The sequence below is a fragment of the Streptococcus sp. 1F3 genome (assembly GCF_054968985.1).
Genome location: NZ_JBUEQR010000035.1, coordinates 1 through 22024 on the forward strand (window position 1 = coordinate 1; position 22024 = coordinate 22024).

The following is a 22024-nucleotide window of genomic DNA, read 5'->3' on the forward strand; positions in this document are numbered from 1 at the left end:
AGAACTGATGATGTTGAGATAGATAGCCTGTGTGCAATATGTGTCATTGCTTGGTTTTCGATGAGTAATTGGGCAATCTTCTGGTTAACTGCGACAGAGATTTGATGGTTTTTCTTAACAAGAGGAGTTTCAGCGACCGCTATTTTCCCACATTCCTTGCACTTGAAACGACGTTTTTTAAGACGGATAAGTAGAGGATAGCCAGCAGTTTCTAGATAGGGGATTTTGGAGGCTTTCTGGAAATCGTATTTAGCCATTTGTCCCTTGCAGGAAGGGCATTTAGGGGCTGTGTAATCTAAGTGACCGTGGAGTTCGAAGTGAGTTCCCATATCAAATTCATCAGTGATAAGGATATTTTTGTCTTTAATTCTGAGAAAATTTGTGATAAGATTTAGTTGTTCCATATGACCCTTTCTAATGAGTAGTTTGGTTGCTTTTCATTATAAGTCATATGGGACTTTTTTTCTATACTCAAAAAGGCTCCATAATCTCTACAGTGGATTTACCCACTACAGAAATTATAGAGCCTCTTTACAAAGCTATTGGTCTAGATTTGAGAGTACTTTTATAGTTCTTTCGTTTCCTTTTAGTACTAGGCAAGGAGCTACAGGCTGTATTGGGTATGGCAAGGAGTATGGCTACAATTTTTTAATCATGACCAAGCAAGGATTTTGAGGTTCCCATAAAGTTGGAAAGACTTCGAGTTTTACAAAGCCACAGGATTTGTAAAAAGAAACGGTCTGATCATACTCTTTATAGTGCCCTTCATCTACAGTTTTAACCTGTAGGTAGGAATAATCTTGCCGGGCTTCTTCTTCTAGTGCCTCGATCAATAGCTTTCCAATACCTTTGCGGTGGTGCGCTTTTTTTACCCCCATACAATGGATAACTCCACAATCTTTAGATGAATTGGTCAAGTTTATAAAGGCGACTGCTTCATGGTCCTCATAGGCAGCCCAAAGTGGCAACCTCGTCCCATCTTGGACATACTTTTGTGTACTTTCAGGCAAGCCAAACCACTCGGGTAAATCAGCCAGGACTTCTTTGATAATGCGAGCTTTTTCAGTAGGATTTGTCACAGTTCTAATATTCATTTTTGCTCCTTTGTGAGAGGTTTGTGCAGAAAATTCTCTCTAAAAATAGAGTAGGTTCCTCTTTTCTTTTTGTTGGTTTGTTAAGGTTATCATTTGGCTCATAGCTTAATGGACAGATTCGCAAGATAATCGCTACCAAATACACTTAAACGATTATTTTTATCCTTAGATTCATAAAAATCAATCATGGCAAATCCTTGTTTCAGCTGACCTCTGATTTGTTCTTCTAAAGTGTGGCTAAACTCATAACCATCATCTGGATTAATGCTTAGCTGTCCAGTAGCTTCTAGCTGTCTGGAATTAAAGGGAAGATGATAGGTTAAAGATAACTCTTTTTCAGGCTGCTCCCAAACCTCCTCACCATCATACATGTAAATCCAAGGATTCATATAACCTACCATCAGCAACCCTCCTTTTTTCAAAACTCTATAGGCTTCACGCCACATCGTATCCAAATTTTCAATATAAACATTGGATACAGGACAAAAAATAATATCAAACGACTGATCATCAAAGGGGAATGTCTTCGTCATATCTGCCTGAACCGTTATCAGTGATAGCCCCTCTCTATTTGCGACCTGTCTATCTTTTTTCAGCTGTGATTCTGAAAAATCCATAATGGTCGTCTCATAGCCATTCATAGCAAAGACTGGTCCTTGCTGCCCTCCTCCACAGGCTAAACCTAAAAGTTTCTTACCTGGTGCTTTTTCAAACCATGATAAAGGAACGCTAGCTCCAACTGTTAGAGCTACTGCCATCGGTTTCCCCTTCATTGCTGTTAACTCCTCATGACTATAAGGAATTGTATAGGGGACTGTTTGCCTGCTTGATACGCGATTCCATCTTTTTTGGTTTTCAAGAATATATTCTGCCATTATTCTTTCCTCCTTCGTGTTTAAGAGTTCTCTTTCATAATAGAATTGTCTACACTTCATTATAGCATTTTTTTAATTTAGGAAGAAAAGGTGAAATAATGGGATTCGTAAGGACTTTTTGAAATCTCAATGACTTCTGTCTTTTTCTTTTTAATTTTCCTTTTCCTTCTTTTGTTTTTCGGCTAAAATATGATAAAATAAACAGGATACGTGGTTTTGTGCAAAGTTGAGTTTGGGAGCTTCCTAGGCTGACCTTTGTAGAAAACACGTTATCCTCTTTGAACAAAAAAGAATGGACTTTAGGTGTCTACTTTTGATGTTTTAGAGAATAGTTTAAAATTAGGAGATGCAAATGGTAAAACAAACATTTGAAATGGTTTTTGCGGGTCGTCCTCTGGTAGTTGAGGTCGGTCAGGTCGCAAAACAGGCAAACGGTAGCGTCGTTGTCCGCTACGGTGAAAGTACAGTTCTAACTGCCGCTGTCATGTCTAAAAAAATGGCAACAGGGGATTTTTTCCCTCTTCAAGTCAATTATGAAGAAAAGATGTATGCGGCAGGAAAATTCCCAGGTGGCTTTAATAAACGTGAAGGACGTCCGTCAACAGATGCAACCTTGACTGCCCGTTTGATTGACCGCCCGATTCGTCCTATGTTTGCAGAAGGGTTCCGTAATGAAGTGCAGGTCATTAATACCGTTTTATCGTATGATGAAAATGCAAGTGCACCGATGGCAGCGATGTTTGGTAGCTCACTAGCTTTGGCTATCTCGGACATTCCATTCAACGGCCCGATTGCTGGTGTCCAAGTCGGTTATGTAGATGGTGAATTGATTCTCAACCCGACGCAAGATCAGGCTGAGCATTCCTTGCTTGAATTAACTGTAGCAGGAACCAAAGAGGCTATTAACATGGTGGAGTCTGGAGCAAAAGAATTGTCAGAAGAAATCATGCTCGAAGCCCTACTCAAAGGTCATGAGGCTGTGAAAGAACTGATTGCATTCCAAGAAGAAATCGTGGCTCAAGTCGGTAAGGAAAAGGCAGAAGTTGAACTCCTCCATGTGGATGAAGACTTGCAAGCTGAAATCATTGCAGCTTATAACAGCGATTTGCAAAAAGCAGTCCAAGTAGAAGAAAAATTGGCTCGTGAAGCTGCAACCAATGCGGTGAAAGATCAGGTAACAGCTGTCTATCAAGAAAAATATGTAGAGCATGAAGAATACGATCGGATTATGCGTGATGTGGCAGAGATTCTGGAGCAGATGGAGCACGCAGAGGTGCGTCGCTTGATTACAGAAGACAAGGTTCGTCCAGATGGTCGCCGGGTAGATGAAATCCGTTCACTAGAAGCAGCTGTAGACTTTTTACCACGGGTGCATGGTTCTGGTCTCTTTACTCGTGGACAAACGCAAGCCTTGTCTGTGTTGACCTTGGCACCGATGGGAGAGACGCAAATTGTGGACGGTTTGGACCCTGAGTACAAAAAGCGCTTCTTACACCATTATAATTTCCCTCAATACTCAGTAGGGGAAACAGGACGTTACGGTGCACCAGGTCGCCGCGAAATTGGTCATGGTGCTCTCGGTGAACGCGCTCTTCTTCAAGTCTTGCCGAGCCTTGAAGAGTTCCCTTATGCGATTCGTTTGGTTGCAGAAGTGCTTGAGTCAAACGGTTCTTCTTCACAGGCTTCTATCTGTGCAGGAACCCTCGCCCTTATGGCAGGTGGTGTCCCGATCAAGGCACCAGTAGCAGGAATTGCTATGGGCTTGATTTCAGATGGGACCAATTACACTGTCTTGACAGATATTCAAGGTCTCGAAGATCACTTTGGTGATATGGACTTCAAGGTAGCAGGAACGCGCGACGGAATTACAGCCCTACAAATGGATATCAAGATTGAAGGGATTACGGCGGAAATCTTGCAAGAAGCTCTCGCACAAGCAAAGAAAGCCCGCTTTGAAATTTTGGATGTGATTGAAGAAGCCATTCCAAGTGTTCGTCCAGATTTGGCACCGACTGCGCCTAAGATTGACACCATTAAGATTGATGTTGATAAGATTAAGATTGTCATCGGTAAGGGTGGCGAAACCATCGATAAGATTATCGCAGAAACAGGCGTGAAGATTGATATTGATGAAGAAGGGAATGTGGCTATTTACTCAAGCGATCGCGATGCGATTAACCGCGCTAAAGAAATCATCGCAGGCTTGGTACGTGAGGCAAAGGTTGATGAAGTCTATCGTGCGAAGGTTGTCCGGATTGAAAAATTTGGTGCCTTTGTCAATCTTTTTGATAAGACCGATGCCCTTGTGCATGTATCTGAAATGGCCTGGACCCGTGTCAACCGAGTAGAAGATTTGCTACAAATCGGTGATGAAGTGGATGTTAAGGTAATCAAAGTGGATGAAAAGGGACGTGTGGATGCATCGATGAAAGTCCTCTTACCTCGTCCTGAAAAAGTGGCAGAGAGTGAACCAAGAGAAAAATCAGACCGCCCACGTCGCCCGAGGGAACAAAAAGACAAGGGAACCTTTGGTGAGTTTAAATTTCATAAGGTAGAAAAATAAGGGAGAAAAAAGATATTTTAAGAGGTCTCAAATACCGCTACTTCTTTATGTCTTAGTTGGGCTATTGAGAGCGACTCCCTTACTGCTGATAGCTACAAGATGGTCTAGGCTTGTAAAATAATGATGTTCAAGATTTTATAAGCCAAATACCTACTGCGTACATAGACATTGTGAGGCTGAGCACTTTTGCCCAGCCTTATCCATAATAAAGGAGAAAAAATGGGTTGGTGGAAAGACACCATTGAGATTGTAAAAGAAAAAGATCCGGCAGCACGAACAACGCTGGAGGTCATTTTGACCTATCCGGGGGTGAAAGCCTTGGCTGCTCATCGGCTGTCTCATTTCTTGTGGCAGCATGGCTTTAAGTTGCTGGCTCGTATCCATAGTCAGTTCTGGCGTTTTTGGACCCAGATTGAAATCCATCCAGGTGCTCAGATTGCAAGTGGTGTCTTTATTGACCACGGAGCAGGCTTGGTAATTGGGGAGACAGCTGAGGTTGAGTCAGGTGTCATGCTCTATCATGGGGTAACCCTTGGTGGAACGGGGAAAGACTGTGGCAAGCGTCACCCGACCGTCCGAAAAGGAGCCCTCATTTCTGCCCATTCCCAAGTCATTGGGCCGATTGAAATTGGTGAAAATGCCAAGGTTGGTGCAGCAGCGGTTGTCTTGTCTGATGTCCCTGCAGATGTGACGGTTGTTGGGATGCCTGCAAAAATCGTTCGCATTCATGGAATAAAAGATGAGCAGGCCATTCGTCCCTTGCAAGAAGCAAGGGAAGCAAGCTATTATTCCGCTAAGTTATAGGCACAAGAGACAGCCATGAGCGATGTTACTAGAAGACTTTTTCCGAGCTTTTAGTCCGAACTCAATTAAATCCAAGCTACAAAGCCCGTAAAAAACTTAAAGTGAAAATAGCCAGCTAGCTATCGCTAATAAACTGTATTTCAACACGTTTATGTTGTGTTCTTTTTCACACAGTGCTTAGATTAAATTTAATCCCTCCATCGCTTATTTATTTTTATTGAATATAAAAATAAACGAAGAGACCATCATTTACAAACCAAAGGACTATAGTATGATTACAATTTACGATACGATGACACGGAGCCTCCGTGAGTTTGTACCCTTGGAGCCTGGGAAGGTCAGGATGTATGTCTGCGGACCAACCGTCTATAATTATATCCATGTCGGGAATGCCCGTTCAACCGTAGCTTTTGATACGATTCGGCGTTATTTTGAGTACCGTGGCTTTGAGGTGACCTATATTTCCAACTTCACCGATGTTGATGATAAGATTATCAATCGGGCTAAGGAAGAGGGAGTGACCCCGCAGGAAATCGCAGAGAAATATATCGCAGCCTTTACTGCTGATGTGGAACAGTTAGGTGTCAAACCTGCAACCAAGCATCCCCGTGTTATGCACTTTATGGATGAGATTGTGGCCTTTATTGAGGAATTGATTGCAAAGGGTTATGCTTATGAAGTAGCAGGAGATGTCTATTTCCGAGTAGAGAAGTCACAGAACTATGCAGCCTTAGCCAATAAGAGCTTGGAAGACTTGGTGTTAGGAGCTAGTGGACGGACAGATGAGGAAACCGCTCGTAAGGAACATCCTGCCGATTTTGCCCTCTGGAAATCAGCCAAAGCAGGTGAGATTTCTTGGGATAGTCCTTGGGGTGCGGGGCGACCGGGCTGGCATATTGAATGCTCGGTCATGGCGACAGAACTCTTAGGAGATACTATTGATATTCATGGAGGTGGGGCGGATTTGGAATTTCCTCACCATACCAATGAAATTGCTCAGTCAGAGGCAAAGACAGGTCACACCTTTGCTAACTACTGGATGCACAATGGCTTTGTCAATATCAATAATGTTAAGATGTCTAAGTCCTTGGGGAATTTCGTCACGGTTCACGACGCCCTTGAAAGGGTGGATGGACAGGTCTTGCGCTTCTTCTTTGCGACCCAGCATTACAGAAAACCGATGAACTTTACTGAAAAAGGGGTGGCAGATGCTGCAGTTAATCTCAAGTATTTGAAACATACCTATGAACAAGCCTTTATAGATAAGGTAGATCTAGAGCGCTTGGCAATTTTTGAAGATCAATTCTGCCAGGCTATGGATGAAGATTTTAATACTGCAAATGGGATTACAGTTGTATTTGACTTTGCCAAGTGGATTAACTCAGGTAATTATAATTTAGCTGTCAAACTAGCATTTGAGAAGATGTTAGCAGTCTTTGGAATTGTCTTTGAAGAAGAAGTGCTTGATAGTGAGATTGAGGCCTTGATTGAGCAACGCCAAGCGGCGCGAGCAGCAAGGGATTTTGCAACAGCAGACAGTATTCGCAATCAGCTGGCAGCGCAGGGAATCAAGCTCCTCGATACCAAAGATGGAGTGAGGTGGACACGTGATTGATGTAACCCTCATCAATGGGATTGCCTTAGCCTTTGAGGGAGATGCAGTATATTCAATGTATATTCGCAGACATTTGATTTTTAAGGGATTGACCAAAGCCAATCAACTACACAGAGAGGCGAATCGTTATGTGTCGGCAAGGGCTCAAGCTAGCCTGATTTCTCAAATGTTAGAGACCGATTTTTTGACAGAAAAAGAAGTCGATATCTACAAGCGAGGACGCAATACCAATAGCCACACCAAGGCAAAAAATGCAGACGTTGTAACCTACCGCATGTCTACTGGATTCGAAGCGGTCCTAGGCTATCTCCATATGACAGAGCAAATCGAGCGTTTAGAAGAAGTGATTGCTTGGTGTATTGAACATGGATAGGAGATCCTATGCAAGCTGAACAATTTTTTTCAAACAAGGGTAAAATGAAAAGTAGCAGGGAAGCCCTCCATTTATTGGACAGTCAAGAGGCACTAGCCTTTTTTCCAGTGGCTACGATTGTCGATACCCCTATTCATCAGCCTGACCAGCTTAGCTTTCCCTTAGCAAATGGAAAATGGCTATTGGTCGATCAGGAGGTCTTGACAGAGCGGGAACGTTACTTGTTATCCCTTTCATCTGATGATGGAGCTTATACTCGTCATCCTTGGTATCAATTCTTGGTTAAGGGAACGGGACCAATTCCTCAAGAGCTTAGCTCTGTGCAGTGGATTCATGTGCACCATTCCCTATCGGCACTTGAAGAAAAAGAGGAGCTAGAAGCCTGGCTTGAAGTGATGCGTTCCTTATTGCCCCACCGTGTAGCAGATTTTCAGGTAACAGCCCATGATACAGTTTTTGTACTGGTTCAAAGCACTTTTATCCCCATTCAGGAGCTCTTAGCTGATACCTTATCTACCATGGAATTTGACTTTGGCTTAAAATTAACGATTTTGGTTGGGCAAATGTGGTCGCAAGTAACACAAGAGAATTTGGTAGGGCTGTTTCAAGCAGAACACCAGCTCTTTATCACATGGCAGCAACGTTTTCAATCTTCTAGGGTTCTTTCCTTTGGCCAGCTCTTTCTGTGGGGGCAGGGACAGGAAATTGCGCTTGGTCCCTTGCGCTATCAACTGGCACAGATGATTCACCAGCAAGAACAGTTGGCTGATAGCATTCTTGCCCTATGGGAGGAGGCTGCGGTAGTGACCAAGGCTGCTCAACGTCTCTATGTTCATCGCAATACACTTCAGTATCGCCTTGAAAAGTGGCTGGATATCAGTGGTCTTCAACTTCGTAATTTGACAGACTTGGCGCTCTGTTATCAGATTATCTTGGAAGACGGACAATAACAAATAGGGATTATAGTTGTTTAGTTTACTTTTAGTACTAGGCAACGAGCTGCAGGCTGTACTGGAGTACGGCAAAGCGAGTTAACGAAGTAATAAAAGTTAAACTAAATGAGTATATAATCATTCAGTGGATTAGGCAATCCTTGGCTTCAAATTTGTTATACTCTTTAAAAAATCAAAAGGATACTTGGTCAATTTGCCTCGGTGAAGGCTCGTTCTACCTTGGGCTTCGATTATAAGGAAATGAGCGGTGCTACTTTCATCTCCAACCTTTCACAATTCTTAATGGTGAAAGCTAGTCTACTTTTGATTTTTATTGAGTATGAATCGCTTTTTTCACGCTCTCGTATCTTGGGAATTGAACTCGAGCTAAAAGCTCGGAAAAAAGATAGGCTTCCTTGGGTTCATCGAACCCTACGTCAACCTCCTATTTTTCGTTCGCTTTTTTTACGCTCTCGTATCTTGGGAATTGAACTCGAGCTACGAGTTGTGCAAAAAAGATAGTTTTTCCTAGAACCAAGGTTCTGCGTCAAAACTCCTATTTTGCTTTGAGTTTTTCACGGGCTTGGTATCTTGGTGTAATTGAACCCGCCCTAAACTCTTTGCGAAAAAGATAGATTGTTTTGTGTTCATCGAACACTGCATCAATCTCCTATTTTGCTTTGAGTTTTTCACGGGCTTTGTATCTTGGTGTAATTGAACCCGCCCTAAACTCTGTGCGAAAAAGACAAATTCTCCTAGAAACTAAAGTTTCTTCGTCAAATTTTCTATTTTCGCTTTGAGTTTTTCACGGGCTTTGTATCTTGGTGTAATTGAACCCGCCCTAAACTCTTTGCGAAAAAGATAGATTGTTTTGTGTTCATCGAACACTGCATCAATCTCCTATTTTCGCTTTGAGTTTTTCACGGGCTTTGTATCTTGATTTAATTGAACTCGAGCTAAAAGCTCGGAAAAAAGATAGGCTTCCTTGGGTTCATCGAACCCTACGTCAACCTCCTATTTTTCGTTCGCTTTTTTTACGCTCTCGTATCTTAATGTAACTGAGTTCAGCCTAAAACCTCGGAAAAAAGATAAATCTTATTGGTTGCCAAGCAACCTGCTTCGATTTCCTATTTTTCATTCGGTTTTTTAACGGCTTCACATCTTAATTGAACTCGAGCTACGAGTTGTGCAAAAAGATAGTTTTTCCTAGAACCAAGGTTCTGCGTCAAACCTCCTATTTTGCTTTACTCGTTTCACGCTCTCGTATCTTGTGCAACTTGTACAAATTGTTTTTTTCTTTTTGTTCAATTTGACTGGAGACAAATAAAACGTTTTCATTTATACTAGAATAGTAAAAGAAAGCGAGGTTTGAACATGGTTCAACTAAATTTAAAAAATATCTACAAAAAATATCCAAACAGTGAACATTATTCCGTTGAAGATTTTAACCTAGACATCAAAGACAAGGAATTTATCGTATTTGTTGGTCCGTCAGGGTGTGGGAAATCAACGACACTTCGTATGATTGCAGGTCTGGAAGATATTACGGAAGGTGAAGCCTATATTGATGATGTGTTGATGAATGATGTAGCACCAAAAGACCGTGATATTGCCATGGTATTCCAAAACTATGCCCTTTATCCGCACATGACTGTATTTGACAACATGGCTTTCGGTTTGAAATTGCGCAAATATAGTAAGGAAGAAATAAAGAAACGTGTGGAAGAGGCAGCTACGATTCTTGGCTTGACTGAATTTTTGCAAAGAAAACCTGCTGACTTGTCAGGTGGACAGCGCCAGCGTGTGGCAATGGGGCGTGCAATCGTTCGTGATGCAAAAGTATTCTTAATGGACGAACCCTTGTCAAACCTAGATGCGAAATTACGTGTATCGATGCGGACAGAAATTGCGAAAATCCACCGCCGTATCGGTGCTACCACTATCTACGTAACCCATGACCAGACCGAAGCGATGACCCTTGCGGATCGGATCGTCATCATGAGTGCCACTAAGAATGAGGCAGGTACAGGAACAATTGGACGTATCGAACAAATCGGTACACCAGAAGAATTGTACAATGCCCCTGTGAATAAATTTGTCGCAAGCTTTATTGGAAGCCCAGCAATGAATTTCTTCAATGTGACCTTGAAAGACGGTGTCTTATCAGACGGAGAGAGCTTCTCACTTCGCTTGCCAGAAGGTCGCAGAAAGCATTTGGAAGAAAAAGGATATGATGGAAAAACCCTTACACTCGGTATCCGTCCAGAAGATATCAAGGCTTCTCAATTAGAATTAGATGCCTATCCTGAAAGTATCGTGACTTCAGAAGTGGTTGTATCAGAGTTGCTTGGGGCAGAGTCTATGCTCTATAGTCGGGTCGGATCAACAGAGTTTGTATCTCGTGTAGATGCACGTGATTTCCACAAACCGGGTGAAAAAGTACGCCTAGCCTTCAATTTGAACAAGGCACACTTCTTTGATAATGATACCAACAAGGCTATCGTCTAAATTCCCTCTATTTATTGAGATATTAGATAACCCTCCCCACTAAATGATGGGGAGGGTTGTTGGTTTATGAAGAGATGGGGGAGATATAGCTGTTTATACTCTTTAAAAATCAAAAGAATGCTTCGTCAACTTGCCTTGGCGAACGCTCATTCTACCTTCGGCTTCGATTATAAGGAAATGAGCGGTGCTAATCACATTTCCAACCGTTCATAATTCTTAATTGTGAAAGCTAGTCTACTTTTGATTTTTATTGAGTATTCGTTTAGCTCTTCGTATATTGCTCATAAAAATCAACTTTCAGCTGGATAAAGGCTTCTATATCATGGAGAAGTTGGAAGAGGGTTGCCCGTGCTTCAAATTCTTCTCGTGTCTGAGGGAGTGGTCGTTCGCGAAAGGTCTGGTGAAAGAGTTCAATGTCGTCTAGGAGTTCATGCCCGGGATTTTGCCTACTTAATTGGAGAGCTGTTCGTTCAAAAAGGCTAGCTAGAATTACGGCCTCGTGGCTCTCAAGTGAAAAGGTATTGATATTGTGAGCCATGGTACGCAGAATCTTATTTTGTGCGAGGCGCATTTCAAAGTAATGGACCTGGTAGTTGGTTTGGTGGAAGACTTGGTTGTGGCGATCGAGGTAGACAACATCAAGGGCTTTTTGAAGGGTGTGATCTAGTTGGGTAATCAGTTGTGCTTCATTGCGCCCATCTCCTGTCAGTAAAAATGTTTGAAAACGCAGAAGAATGGCTTTTAGTCCTTGTTCTACTTCCTCGTGGAAGACTTGGATTTGCTTGTCTTGTGAAGGCATATAGAGATTGGCGAGAAGAGCAATCCCAGCGCCGATTAAAAAGAGGGCTAACTCATTACCTAAGAGGATCAGTGAAGTAGACTTTTCTAAAAATAGGTGGGTTACTAGAACTGTACAAGGGGCAATACCTGCAGTCAGATTTGCCTTGTAGGCGAGTGGGACGTAGAGGAGGAGATAGAGCCCCAGCGTTAGTAGATGAAAGCCAAAAAGTGAGAAGGCAAGACTTGCAATAGCAAGGGCTAGAATGGTTGACCAAAGCCTTGCCCAAGCTGTTTTGAGTGAAGCACGCCTAGTGTCTAAAATACTTAAAATGGCAATGATTCCCGCAGAGGTAGCATAAGATAGCTGTAAAAAATCAGCCAAAGCAATCGCGATACAGGTTGCAAGCACTAGTTTAATCGTTCGATGAAGTAAAGGCATAGTTGTCTCCTAAATACAAATTTAATGTAAAATAACAGTATAGTATTATTGTAGCATACAGTTGAAGGATTTGTTTAAGGTTTTTGTGTCTTGGTTTAATTGAACTCGAGCTACAACTCACTGAAAAAAAGACCAATCTCATTGGTTGCCAAGCAACCTGCTTCGATTGTCTATTTTTTCTAGGAGTTGTTTAACGCTCTCGTATCTTAATTGAGTTCAGCCTAAAACCTCGGAAAAAAGATAAATCTCATTGGTTGCTAAGCAACCTGCTTCGATTTCCTATTTTTCAGTCGGTTTTTTCACGGCTTCACATCTTAATTGAACACGGGCTAAAAGTTCGGAAAAAAGATAAACAATGACTAAGAGACAGAACTTGTTTAATTGGCGGTAGCTAGCTGACTATTCCCTGCATTTCATTTGTGACTAGCCTAGCTATCTTCGCCGGGGTCTCGCAACGAAGTTTGCTCGACCACCTATTTTTCATTCACTTTTTATACGCCCTTGTATCTTGGTTTCATGGTATAATAAAAGCATGAAACAAATAGAAGAAAATGATATCGTTTATGGCGTGCATGCAGTGATGGAGAGTTTGGAGGCGAATGTTGGTCACAAGCTCTATCTCCAAGATGACTTGCGCGGAAAAAATGTGGATAAAATCAAGGCTATGGCGGCTGAAAAAAAGGTGTCTATTTCCTGGACCTCTAAGAAACATTTGTCTGAGATGACTGTAGGAGCTGTTCATCAAGGATTTGTCTTACGGGTATCAGCATTTGCCTACCAGGAGTTGACAGATATTTTAGAAAGGGCAGAGCGAGAGGAAAATCCGCTGATTTTGATTTTGGACGGTTTGACGGATCCCCATAATTTTGGCTCAATTTTACGGACAGCGGATGCAACACAGGTAGCAGGTATTATCATTCCGAAGCATCGTGCGGTTGGGGTAACCCCTGTTGTTGCTAAGACTTCAACAGGGGCGGTGGCTCATGTTCCCATTGCTCGGGTGACCAATCTAAGTCAGACCCTTGAGAAATTAAAAGAGGAGGGCTTTTGGATCTTTGGGACGGATATGAATGGTACTCCCAGTCATAAGTGGAATACGGCAGGCAAACTAGCTCTCATCATAGGTAATGAGGGTAAGGGGATTTCTGCCAATATTAAAAAGCAGGTCGATGAGATGGTGGCTATCCCTATGAAAGGGCATGTCCAGAGTTTAAATGCTAGTGTGGCTGCGGCTGTGCTGATGTATGAGGTGTTTCGGAAGAAAGTATAAGGCTACAACTAGTTGCTTGGAAGGAGATATATGGATCAATTTAAAATCGTGACGGATTCGACGGCAGATTTACCGGTAGAATGGGCAGAACAATATCATCTGGATATTGTGGGACTGACTGTGGAGTTGGACGGTGTCGTATATGAAACCGTTGGAGAGAATCGCTTGACTAGTGATGTTCTGTTAGAAAAAATGCTGGCTGGAGGACAACCGACGACTAGTCAAGTCAATGTCGGACAGTTTGAGTGTTTATTTAGAGAGGCTGCAAAGGCTCATCAAGCAGTCCTATATCTCGCCTTTTCTGCTGCCTTGTCAGGAACCTATCAAAGTGCCGTCATGGCACGTGCATTGGTCTTAGAGGATTATCCCCAAGCAGTGATTGAAGTGCTTGATACCAAAGCAGCTACCTTGGGAGAGGCTTATCTTGTACTACAAGCAGCAAAAGCACGGGAGGCAGGTGTGTCTCTGCCTGATACGATTGCTCTTATTGAGGACTTGATTCCTCGTCTACGGACGTACCTCTTGGTCGATGATTTACAGCACTTAGTGCGCGGAGGTCGTCTGTCAAAGACGGCGGCTCTTATTGGTGGCTTAGTCAATATCAAGCCCTTAATTTCGATTGATAGCAATGGAAGCCTTGTCTCCATCGCTAAACTTCGTGGCAAGAAGAAAGGGATAAGAGAGATGGTTTCCTTAACGCTTGGGCACTTGGATGCTTCCTGCGTTATGGTAGCCTATACTGGTGATAGAAAAGCAGCGGAGCAGGTTCGAGATACCCTGCTAGCAGATCCACAGGTGGAGCAAGTCATCATGGAGCCTTTGGGACCGATTATTGCGAGCCATACAGGAACAGGTTCCTTAGCGATTCTGTCCGTTGGTACAGACAGGCGATGAGTCGCTTTTCTTTCTTTGGATAAAAGAAAACGTTTTCTAAAAGGAGATAAAATGAAACGATTATTATCAGCTTATGCAAGTGATCTACAAATGATGTCTGCACCGGAACTCAAGCAGAGCATTCAGGCAAGTGAAGGACGGATTTTGCTAGGAGAAACGGTGGTAACCGCAGCTCCTCTTATTGCAGGGGTTTCAAATGCAGAGATGATGGCCGCTTTTGGTTGCGATTTGCTGCTCCTCAATGAATTTGACGTCTTTAGTTGTTTTATTCAGGATTTTTATGCCTGTGACAATCCTATTGCAGAACTAAAACGCTTAACGGGTCGTCCCATTGGGATCAACCTAGAGCCAGTAGATGAAACGCAGGAGGTCATGGACGAGCAAGTTGTTCTCTCCAGTGGTCGGAAGGTCAGTCCAGCTAGCCTCCAAAGAGCTAGTGAACTTGGCGTAGACTTTATTCTATTGACAGGAAATCCCTCAACGGGAGTCTCTTTGTCCGCGATTGAAGGAGCTATTCGATTAGCAGTCCAGCATTTTAAGGGACTGATTTTTGCAGGAAAGATGCACGGAGCAGGTCTGGGAGAGGCTGTGGTTCACGAAGCAGCTTTGCTTGATTTTGTAGCAGCAGGTGCAGATGGTGTATTGATCCCAGCGGTAGGGACCGTTCCTGGTGTAAGGGAGGACATCGTGGCACCGATTGTGGAGCGAGTGAGGCAGGCTGGGGCTTTAATTGTGTCAACCATTGGTACCAGTCAAGAAAGTGCGGACAGTCAGACCGTTCGTGAGTTTGGTCTTAGCAATAAGCGCGTGGGAGCAGATATTCATCACATCGGAGATGGAAGTTATGGGCGCATGCCAGATCCTGATAATATTCTGGCTCTCAGTTTAGCAGTTAGAGGAAAACGCCATACCTACTTCCGGATGGGTCAGTCTATCCTTCGTTAGCTGGGTTCCTTTGTTGCTTATGTTAAGAAAAATCCTTTTATTTCTATTTTAGGGTTGTGCGTAGTCTAGTGGATATTACGGTATAAGAAAAGGAGAAAGCATGGGATTCTTTGAACGATTGTTTAAGAAAGTTGAAGAGGTTAATACAGGTCAAGCTAATCCAGAAAGTCTGGCAGAAGATTTGTATATTGAAGAAAAAATCTCAGAAGAAGAGGCACTTGATGCTTGGTGTAGCATGCAGCAAAGATTGTTGGTCAATGCTGTAAAAGCGGCAAGTCAAGAGGTAGAGCGGGCATTTGTTCTGGTCAATTTTAAACCAGGCGAAGAGACCTTTGAACTATTTTATCAAGTAGAAGGACGGCTCCTTCATTGGCAAGAATTAGGTGAGGAAGCCCGAACTAAAATTGAAAAACAACTCCTTCCTCAGGCATCAGAAGTTGCAAGAGCTGTGCATACGGACTTTGAGGCAGCAGGCCTGCCACATATCGCATATGCTATGTTACAGTTCGAACAGGCAACCCTGGCATGGTTTGGTCGAAGATTGGCACAAGCTACCCCTGAAGCGAATCTTACATTTGAAGTATTTTCCAATCAATGGTTTTCACTATTAGAAAGAAGGATCGGGGAGCATCCATTAGATAGTGATCGCCCCTTGCCTTATCTAGAGCTTGAGTGACGGGAATTCATACTCTTTAAAAATCAAAAGGATACTTGGTCAACTTGCCTTGGTGAAGGCTCGTTCTACCTTCGGCTTCGATTATAAGGAAATGAGCGGTGCTAATCACATTTCCAACCTTTCACAATTCTTCATTGTGAAAGCTAGTCTACTTTTGATTGTTATTGAGTATCAGTTTCCTTAGAAGGTTGATGGAGCAAAAAATCGCTAAATTCTCAAACTAAATTCCACCGTCTATCAAAGTGGAATTTAGTCTGTTAAAAATCAGAGCTTCTTTTGAGATTGTAGAAGGGTCTTTTCCTAGCTTAACAGCGATAGCCGAAAAGGGCTTCAGTTGTTCGATTCCTATTTGAATATCGTTTCGATCAGAGAGAGTAAGGTGTTTGTTTTTCATTGTCAGTTACCAACTTGTCCCAAAGTAAGTTCTACCTTATTTTCTTGTCTCAGTCCAATTTCCAGTTTTTGCGACAGACTAGAACTTACTTTGGGAATTTACAAAGGCAAAAAATCAAGAAAAAGAGAGTAGTTGGGCTTGACTTTCTCTCTTTTATTTTGATATAATGGTAGGCGGTATTGTTTACCCCATTTGAAAGGCCCCGGAACCCTTCAAATAACTTGCGGACCGGAACATCCGCCCTGTAAACAAAAACGATATTCATATAGGAGACATCATGAACAAAACAACATACATGGCTAAGCCAGGTGAAGTTGAACGCAAATGGTACGTAGTGGACGCTACTGATGTGCCTCTTGGACGCCTTTCAGCAGTTGTAGCAAGCGTTCTTCGTGGAAAAAACAAACCAACATTCACACCTCACACAGATACAGGTGACTTCGTCATTGTTATCAATGCTGAAAAAGTGAAATTGACTGGTAAAAAAGCAACCGACAAAGTATACTACACTCACTCAATGTATCCAGGTGGATTGAAATCAATCACTGCTGGTGAGCTTCGTTCAAAAAATGCAGTGCGTTTGATTGAAAAATCAGTTAAAGGAATGCTTCCACACAATACTCTTGGGCGTGCTCAAGGAATGAAATTAAAAGTATTCGTTGGTTCTGAACACAACCACGCTGCACAACAACCAGAAGTTCTTGATATTTCAGGACTTATCTAAGGAAAGGAACAATTAAAGTATGTCACAAGCACAATATGCAGGTACTGGACGTCGTAAAAACGCTGTTGCACGCGTTCGCCTTGTTCCAGGAACTGGTAAAATTACTGTTAACAAAAAAGATGTAGAAGCCTACATCCCACATGCTGACCTTCGTTTGGTTATCAATCAGCCATTTACTGTTACATCAACAGTAGGTAGCTATGACGTTTTGGTTAACGTTGTAGGTGGTGGGTATGCAGGTCAAGCAGGAGCTATCCGTCATGGTATCGCTCGTGCCCTTCTTCAAGTAGACCCAGACTTCCGCGATTCTCTTAAACGCGCAGGCCTTCTTACACGTGACGCTCGTATGGTAGAACGTAAGAAACCAGGTCTTAAGAAAGCACGTAAAGCTTCACAATTCAGTAAACGTTAATCCAAACGTTATGGGGACAACATTTGTGCCGACTTTTTGGTTCAAATTGGTTCAAATGTTTACTCGCTTAATGAATTCAATAAATTTAAGGCATCAGCATCTTGCTGGTGTCTTTTTTCGGGCATCAGCGCCAGATAATAGTTTTGCGTTGTTTGAATATTGACATGTCCCAACCGTTTTGATACATAGGTAATATCAATATCTTTTGAGAAGAGGAATGAAGCGTGAGTGTCACGCAAACCATGAAAGGTTGTTTTGGGGATTCCTAATTCTTCAAGTAGTTTAGCCAGTTTTCTAGATTGGTGGAAACCATCAGGGTCAAAGATATATCCGTTTGGTTTGACAGGAATAGATTGAATCAGGTCGTAAACTTCCTTGTTAATGGTCACATCTCTTTTTGAGTTTTCGGTTTTCAGAGATGTATCTGTTGAAGTCGGACTGATAGATTCTCTTACCTGTATGCCATATTCAAATAGATACTCAGGTTTAATCCCTAACAATTCTCCTCGCCTCATTCCTGTTTCCAGAGCTAATAAAATGAGAATATGAAATTCATCTGTGTGATTTTCTAACAAATAGGTACGTAATTTTTTGAAATCTGTAATAGATAGTGCCTTGTTCCTTTTGGTCAGTATTTTCCCTCTAGCTTTGACAAGATACAAAAAATCTGTTGAGATATAACCTCTAGCATAAGCATCACGAAGAGATGTTTTGATTTTTAACAATAATTCATGAGTTGTCTTCTTTGAGTGAGTTTCGGCGTATTTGTCAATTTTTTGTTGGACAACAATATCATTCAGGTCCTTCAATTTTATGCCTGAAAACAAATCTTCTATAATTCCCAATGCTTTGGTGTAATTCTGAAACGTTGTCTCTCTAATATCTTTTTTCTTGATAATGTAGAGCCAGTTAGAGAAGAAGTCTGGAAAGTAGGTTTCTCTATTGGCGAGATCTTTTCCCTTTCCTTTCTCTAATTCCATTTCCAAAGCCCACAAATCGGCTTCTGCCTTTGTTTTAAAGGTCTTTATCATTTTTTTGTGGTTACCGTGCTTATAAAGTGAAATTTGTGCCTTATATTTTTTACCTACCTTTACGATGCTTGCCATGAGTAATCAATCCTTTCTAAAAATTAAAAGATTGATAGCCTACCATTGAATACATTGCTATTATATATGGTTTTTGGTAGACTATCAATCTTGGGCATCATTAGACAAGGTTTTTTGCGACAAAGTCCATGAGAGCGGAACGAGTGAATTTCTCACGTTTTCCAATCATGAAACGCTTGAGAGTGTCGTTAGCTCTAAAATACTTATCGAATGATTTTGGGTCAATGCCGAGGTAATCGGCCGCTTGTTCTCTAGTCATTAAGTGGGTATAATTATAGGATTTACGTATCATTCATTATCTCCGTTCTTTGTTAGTTGTTGAAAAAGTTGATAGCTAGCTTCTTTATCATGAAACAAATCCTTATGCTCGTTCTCGTAATAGGGATTGGGGAGTTTTGACTGACCATTTTTCAGGAATAGCTCCAAATGATTATCGTAACTATACATCTCTACGAACTGTTTAGATACTTCCAGAACAAGAGCTAATCTTCTCATCAACTGTTGGTAATTATCGACTTCAGCGTTGATATGGCGTCCTTTTCGTAACTCAAGGAAAAAGTCATAGGGAGAATATGGACTCGTCACAATATAGATATTGGCCATTAAAGGTTTGTCAAAATACCTGCTACTGGCCATTACTTGTTCGTTGTAGGGGTCAAAGAGTTTTAGTAAGTCTGAATAATCAAACTGATGAGGTCGTAATTCATCTAAGATAACGACGGGTTCCATCTGATAATGTTGAAATGGGTCTCGGATAGATCCTGTAATGAAATAAGTATCATTGAATTGTTTGGCATACTTACGTGCCAACCTTGTCTTTCCAGTACCTGCCTTTCCGAATAACCAAATAACAATAGATTTCTCATTCTTCTCCCGCATTTCTTTCTGCCAATTACTAGCCTTAATTTCTAACTGTTTCAGGTGGACGGCTTCGATTTTTGCCTTGGCCTTTGCATACTGTGAGCCACTCAACTTTTGTTCAATTTCTTTCTTACTGATAACTCCTTCGTATAAGAGGTCGAGCAAATTATTGATAATGGCACTGTCGCTAATGTTGGTCTGTTTCTTGATATTCTGACTTATCTTTTCCAAGAGTTCTGTGTATTCAAAGTCTGCGACAACTTCCTTTGGGTCATAGATATGCTTATTTGAAGCAGATTTTGTGTGATGGACTAAGTAGGAGTAAGCATTATTAACACTCCCTCGCCAAGCTTCAAAGCATTGAATAGGTTGGTCGAGTAATTTTGCTAGATTATTTAGACTCCTGGCTGATTCAAATTGTAAAACAATATGAACATGTGGTTTTACAAGCTTACTGTTCTCATCTAAATCTTTGTCATGAATGATACCCGCTAGTTTTTTGGGTTTCAATTTCTCCTTTATTTTCTTGATGATGTCTGTTAAACTTTCACTTGCCAGATAGCTGACTTGCTGGGTGAACATCACATTTTTAGCTTTCAAGAATCAGTTTCTCCTTTCATAAATTGGAACTTTGGAACTAAAATTTATCTGACAAATAACAAGCCCTTGTCAGATAACTGATGAGTAGAAATGTAATAGAACCACAACCAACATGGAGCTCTTGCCTTTCGGCAAGCTCCGTTGGTTATAGAACAGTATTTCTAGCTCCCTGTCATCGTCCAGATGTTGTCTTCTTCTATCAATTCTGAGTAAGAATAATAGTGAAATAGTCCTTTTATTTCTTCTTCTAGATATTGCTTATTCTTGTTTAGAATTTTACGGGACTCTACCCCAATCGGTATGGTAAATTGAATTATGATTCCATTGGAATCAATGCAAACGCCTATGTTTTGTAATTGGAGTACTTGTTCTCCGTTTTGTAGTTTCCTAATTTTCCATAGGTGGTGATAGGCTTGCATTGTTCTCCAAAAGAATACACCGTTTCTAAAATATCGCCTGAATTCTCTTAACCAAAGGTAAAGGATATAGAGAAAAATGCCAAGGATAATGGCTGATAACCAATTCTGTACGTTTGTCATCTGTTTACCCCAGACAAAAGATATATCAAGGTACTTTTGTAGCCCTATTGGTATGTAACGAATAGCGATAAGTACAGTTTGACACATACCCAAAATGCCTAGCAAACCAAGTTGGATAGGTATAGAGCGTGTAAATTTTGTTCTCTTTAAGTTCAATTTTTTTGTACTAATTTTTTTCAATTTAGAGTCCTCCTTTTATGGTGGGAATAAGCAATGGCATGATATTTGGCGGACTAACCCCGTCAATTAACTGTACGATACCAGTGCCCTTTTCATTTGGAATCAATAGTCCCTCGTTATCTTCAAGGTCAGGAAATAGGAAGACGGAGGTCTTCTTATTGATTGGACCAAGTTGCCAAAGAAAGTTTGCTTGTTCACGAACTGCGATTGGTAAGGCATTTGTATCCATTCTCTGACTGACTAGAATTAGATGGCAAGAGGTGGTTCGACCTAACAATGCAATATTTGATAGGAGTGCAAAGAATGTTTCTTTCACTCCCTTGCTAGCTAGGGTTGTTAAAGCTAGTAATTCATCAATCACAATACAACGGTGTTGAAATATCTGATTGGGATTTTCCAACAGTTGCAGCTGTCGACTATATATCGTATCTAATTCTAGTTTTAATATAGAATTTACCTTGGCTACAAATTCATCTGATGAATAGTCTTTATTCTGATAAAGGACAGAGATACCATTGTCTAAACAGAATCTAGTAATACTGTCTGTTTTGGGGTCTACGACTTCTACATGAGCGAATTTTTTCAACACAGATAGAAGATAAGTAAGTGCGTACGATTTTCCTGACCCACTTGAACCAGCTATCAACAAATGAACAATCTTATTGAAATCGACATGAAAGCTCTTCATCAGCTCAAATTTACCATTATCTACTTGAATATCTGAAAGATTATCATAGAAAAGTCGTTCAGGAATTCCCCGAAAGAATGGGAATCTGAAAGCTCGTGAGACGTTAAAAGAGCGATTTTCCTTCTTGACAAAATAAGTCGTTGGTTGCTTTAGAAAAGTTACTTTGGGATAACCACAAGAAGATAGTATTTTGTAGATACTTTGATAAAGGTTGTTATCTAGTACATAGGAGCAAGGAATTCTTGGTATAAAATCAAGATAATCTTTACCGACTTCTAAGGAAAATGAATTAGTAGCAGATGAAATAGAGCTATTTGCTAGCCCTATTTCTAGACATTGAGTAAGCAGTTCAATATCTAAATCTACTACATTCAATTCCTGTTGTTTATTTTTCAGGAATTGCATGAATTATTCTCCTTTCTTTGCGGTCTTTGCTTGTTTGGCTCTGAAATAAACCTTGCCACGAACTTCACAGGCTTCAAGCTTTTGGAAGATAACCTCGTCAAATTGTGAGATTTTTTGAATATCATCAAACTTGACCTCGAATGGAGGATTTCCCTCTTGTACAAACCAATAGCGATAATGGAAAGTGTTACTTGGTTCACCATCTATCCAATTCTTTCGTTTATCACCTTCAGGGGATAGTGAGATAAATAGTTTGTCGAAATCAAAATATTTTTGAGCTGTATCAGTTGAATAACCGTTTTGTTGTGAATAATGGGCTTTAAATGCCATAGATATTACCTCTTTCA

Annotated in this window: 22 protein-coding genes and 1 pseudogene; 12 read left to right on the plus strand and 11 right to left on the minus strand. The window is 41.3% G+C overall.

Annotation, left to right across the window (positions count from 1 at the left end; genetic code table 11):
• The 3 genes from ACVPON_RS02710 to ACVPON_RS02720 form a co-directional block, all read right to left on the minus strand.
• A partial coding sequence (locus ACVPON_RS02710) for a transposase family protein (protein WP_462875941.1) occupies positions 1-404 on the minus strand: 404 nt, incomplete at its 3' end.
• A gap of 234 nt (positions 405-638) precedes the next feature.
• Positions 639-1094, minus strand: a complete 456-nt coding sequence (locus tag ACVPON_RS02715; protein WP_462875943.1) for a GNAT family N-acetyltransferase — start codon at positions 1092-1094, stop codon at positions 639-641.
• A gap of 98 nt (positions 1095-1192) precedes the next feature.
• Positions 1193-1969 carry a class I SAM-dependent methyltransferase gene (locus ACVPON_RS02720; RefSeq protein WP_462875945.1) on the minus strand — a complete coding sequence of 259 codons (777 nt, stop codon included), beginning with the start codon at positions 1967-1969 and terminating at the stop codon, positions 1193-1195.
• A gap of 352 nt (positions 1970-2321) precedes the next feature.
• On the opposite strand from ACVPON_RS02720, the gene pnp reads away from it, so the two are divergent.
• The 6 genes from pnp (at position 2322) to ACVPON_RS02750 (ending at position 10764) form a co-directional block, all read left to right on the plus strand.
• Positions 2322-4532 (plus strand): polyribonucleotide nucleotidyltransferase, encoded by a 2211-nt coding sequence (pnp, locus tag ACVPON_RS02725; RefSeq protein WP_462875947.1) that lies wholly within the window; start codon positions 2322-2324, stop codon positions 4530-4532.
• Between the two features lie 219 nt (positions 4533-4751).
• Complete coding sequence (gene cysE, locus ACVPON_RS02730) at positions 4752-5336, plus strand: serine O-acetyltransferase (protein ID WP_462875949.1); 585 nt, start codon at positions 4752-4754, stop codon at positions 5334-5336.
• 271 nt (positions 5337-5607) lie between these two features.
• Positions 5608-6951 (plus strand): cysteine--tRNA ligase, encoded by a 1344-nt coding sequence (gene cysS / locus ACVPON_RS02735; protein ID WP_462875951.1) that lies wholly within the window; start codon positions 5608-5610, stop codon positions 6949-6951.
• The gene (locus ACVPON_RS02740; protein WP_462875953.1) at positions 6944-7324 is read left to right on the plus strand and encodes a Mini-ribonuclease 3; all 381 of its coding nucleotides are present in this window, start codon (positions 6944-6946) and stop codon (positions 7322-7324) included. Before cysS ends, ACVPON_RS02740 begins: the two co-directional genes overlap by 8 nt.
• Positions 7325-7332: 8 nt before the next feature.
• Positions 7333-8274, plus strand: coding sequence for a helix-turn-helix domain-containing protein (locus ACVPON_RS02745; protein ID WP_462875955.1), 942 nt, complete (start codon positions 7333-7335; stop codon positions 8272-8274).
• A gap of 1356 nt (positions 8275-9630) precedes the next feature.
• Positions 9631-10764, plus strand: coding sequence for an ABC transporter ATP-binding protein (locus ACVPON_RS02750; RefSeq protein ID WP_462875957.1), 1134 nt, complete (start codon positions 9631-9633; stop codon positions 10762-10764).
• Between the two features lie 262 nt (positions 10765-11026).
• On the opposite strand, the gene ACVPON_RS02755 is transcribed toward ACVPON_RS02750, so the two are convergent.
• Complete coding sequence (locus ACVPON_RS02755; RefSeq protein WP_462875959.1) at positions 11027-11983, minus strand: aromatic acid exporter family protein; 957 nt, start codon at positions 11981-11983, stop codon at positions 11027-11029.
• A 541-nt stretch (positions 11984-12524) separates the two neighbouring features.
• On the opposite strand from ACVPON_RS02755, the gene rlmB reads away from it, so the two are divergent.
• The 4 genes from rlmB to ACVPON_RS02775 all read left to right on the plus strand — a co-directional run bounded on the left by rlmB (position 12525) and on the right by ACVPON_RS02775 (position 15768).
• Positions 12525-13253: a 23S rRNA (guanosine(2251)-2'-O)-methyltransferase RlmB gene (rlmB, locus tag ACVPON_RS02760; protein ID WP_462876016.1), complete on the plus strand. Its 729-nt coding sequence runs from the start codon at positions 12525-12527 to the stop codon at positions 13251-13253.
• A 30-nt stretch (positions 13254-13283) separates the two neighbouring features.
• Positions 13284-14147, plus strand: coding sequence for a DegV family protein (locus ACVPON_RS02765; protein WP_462875961.1), 864 nt, complete (start codon positions 13284-13286; stop codon positions 14145-14147).
• A gap of 51 nt (positions 14148-14198) precedes the next feature.
• Complete coding sequence (locus tag ACVPON_RS02770; protein WP_462875963.1) at positions 14199-15092, plus strand: DUF7916 family protein; 894 nt, start codon at positions 14199-14201, stop codon at positions 15090-15092.
• A gap of 100 nt (positions 15093-15192) precedes the next feature.
• Entirely contained in the window at positions 15193-15768 is a 576-nt protein-coding gene (locus tag ACVPON_RS02775) for a hypothetical protein (protein WP_462875964.1), read from the plus strand.
• Between the two features lie 271 nt (positions 15769-16039).
• On the opposite strand, the pseudogene ACVPON_RS02780 reads toward ACVPON_RS02775, so the two are convergent.
• Positions 16040-16162, minus strand: a pseudogene (locus tag ACVPON_RS02780) (helix-turn-helix domain-containing protein); the annotation flags it as partial.
• Between the two features lie 277 nt (positions 16163-16439).
• On the opposite strand from ACVPON_RS02780, the gene rplM reads away from it, so the two are divergent.
• Both rplM and rpsI read left to right on the plus strand, forming a co-directional pair.
• Positions 16440-16886: a 50S ribosomal protein L13 gene (rplM, locus tag ACVPON_RS02785; RefSeq protein ID WP_067086679.1), complete on the plus strand. Its 447-nt coding sequence runs from the start codon at positions 16440-16442 to the stop codon at positions 16884-16886.
• Positions 16887-16905: 19 nt separating this feature from the next.
• Positions 16906-17298 (plus strand): 30S ribosomal protein S9, encoded by a 393-nt coding sequence (rpsI, locus tag ACVPON_RS02790; protein WP_462875966.1) that lies wholly within the window; start codon positions 16906-16908, stop codon positions 17296-17298.
• A gap of 59 nt (positions 17299-17357) precedes the next feature.
• Here rpsI and ACVPON_RS02795 read toward each other — a convergent pair whose 3' ends face one another.
• The 6 genes from ACVPON_RS02795 to ACVPON_RS02820 form a co-directional block, all read right to left on the minus strand.
• Positions 17358-18404, minus strand: a complete 1047-nt coding sequence (locus tag ACVPON_RS02795; protein ID WP_462875968.1) for a tyrosine-type recombinase/integrase — start codon at positions 18402-18404, stop codon at positions 17358-17360.
• A gap of 100 nt (positions 18405-18504) precedes the next feature.
• On the minus strand, positions 18505-18663 hold the full coding sequence (locus ACVPON_RS02800) for a DNA-binding protein (RefSeq protein WP_462875969.1): 159 nt from the start codon (positions 18661-18663) through the stop codon (positions 18505-18507).
• Positions 18664-18692: 29 nt separating this feature from the next.
• Positions 18693-19865, minus strand: a complete 1173-nt coding sequence (locus ACVPON_RS02805) for a Rep family protein (RefSeq protein ID WP_462875971.1) — start codon at positions 19863-19865, stop codon at positions 18693-18695.
• 161 nt (positions 19866-20026) lie between these two features.
• Positions 20027-20584, minus strand: coding sequence for a hypothetical protein (locus ACVPON_RS02810; RefSeq protein WP_462875973.1), 558 nt, complete (start codon positions 20582-20584; stop codon positions 20027-20029).
• A gap of 1 nt (position 20585) precedes the next feature.
• Positions 20586-21677 (minus strand): cell division protein FtsK, encoded by a 1092-nt coding sequence (locus tag ACVPON_RS02815; protein WP_462875975.1) that lies wholly within the window; start codon positions 21675-21677, stop codon positions 20586-20588.
• Positions 21678-21680: 3 nt separating this feature from the next.
• Entirely contained in the window at positions 21681-22007 is a 327-nt protein-coding gene (locus tag ACVPON_RS02820) for a hypothetical protein (RefSeq protein ID WP_462875977.1), read from the minus strand.
• Positions 22008-22024: the final 17 nt, after the last annotated feature.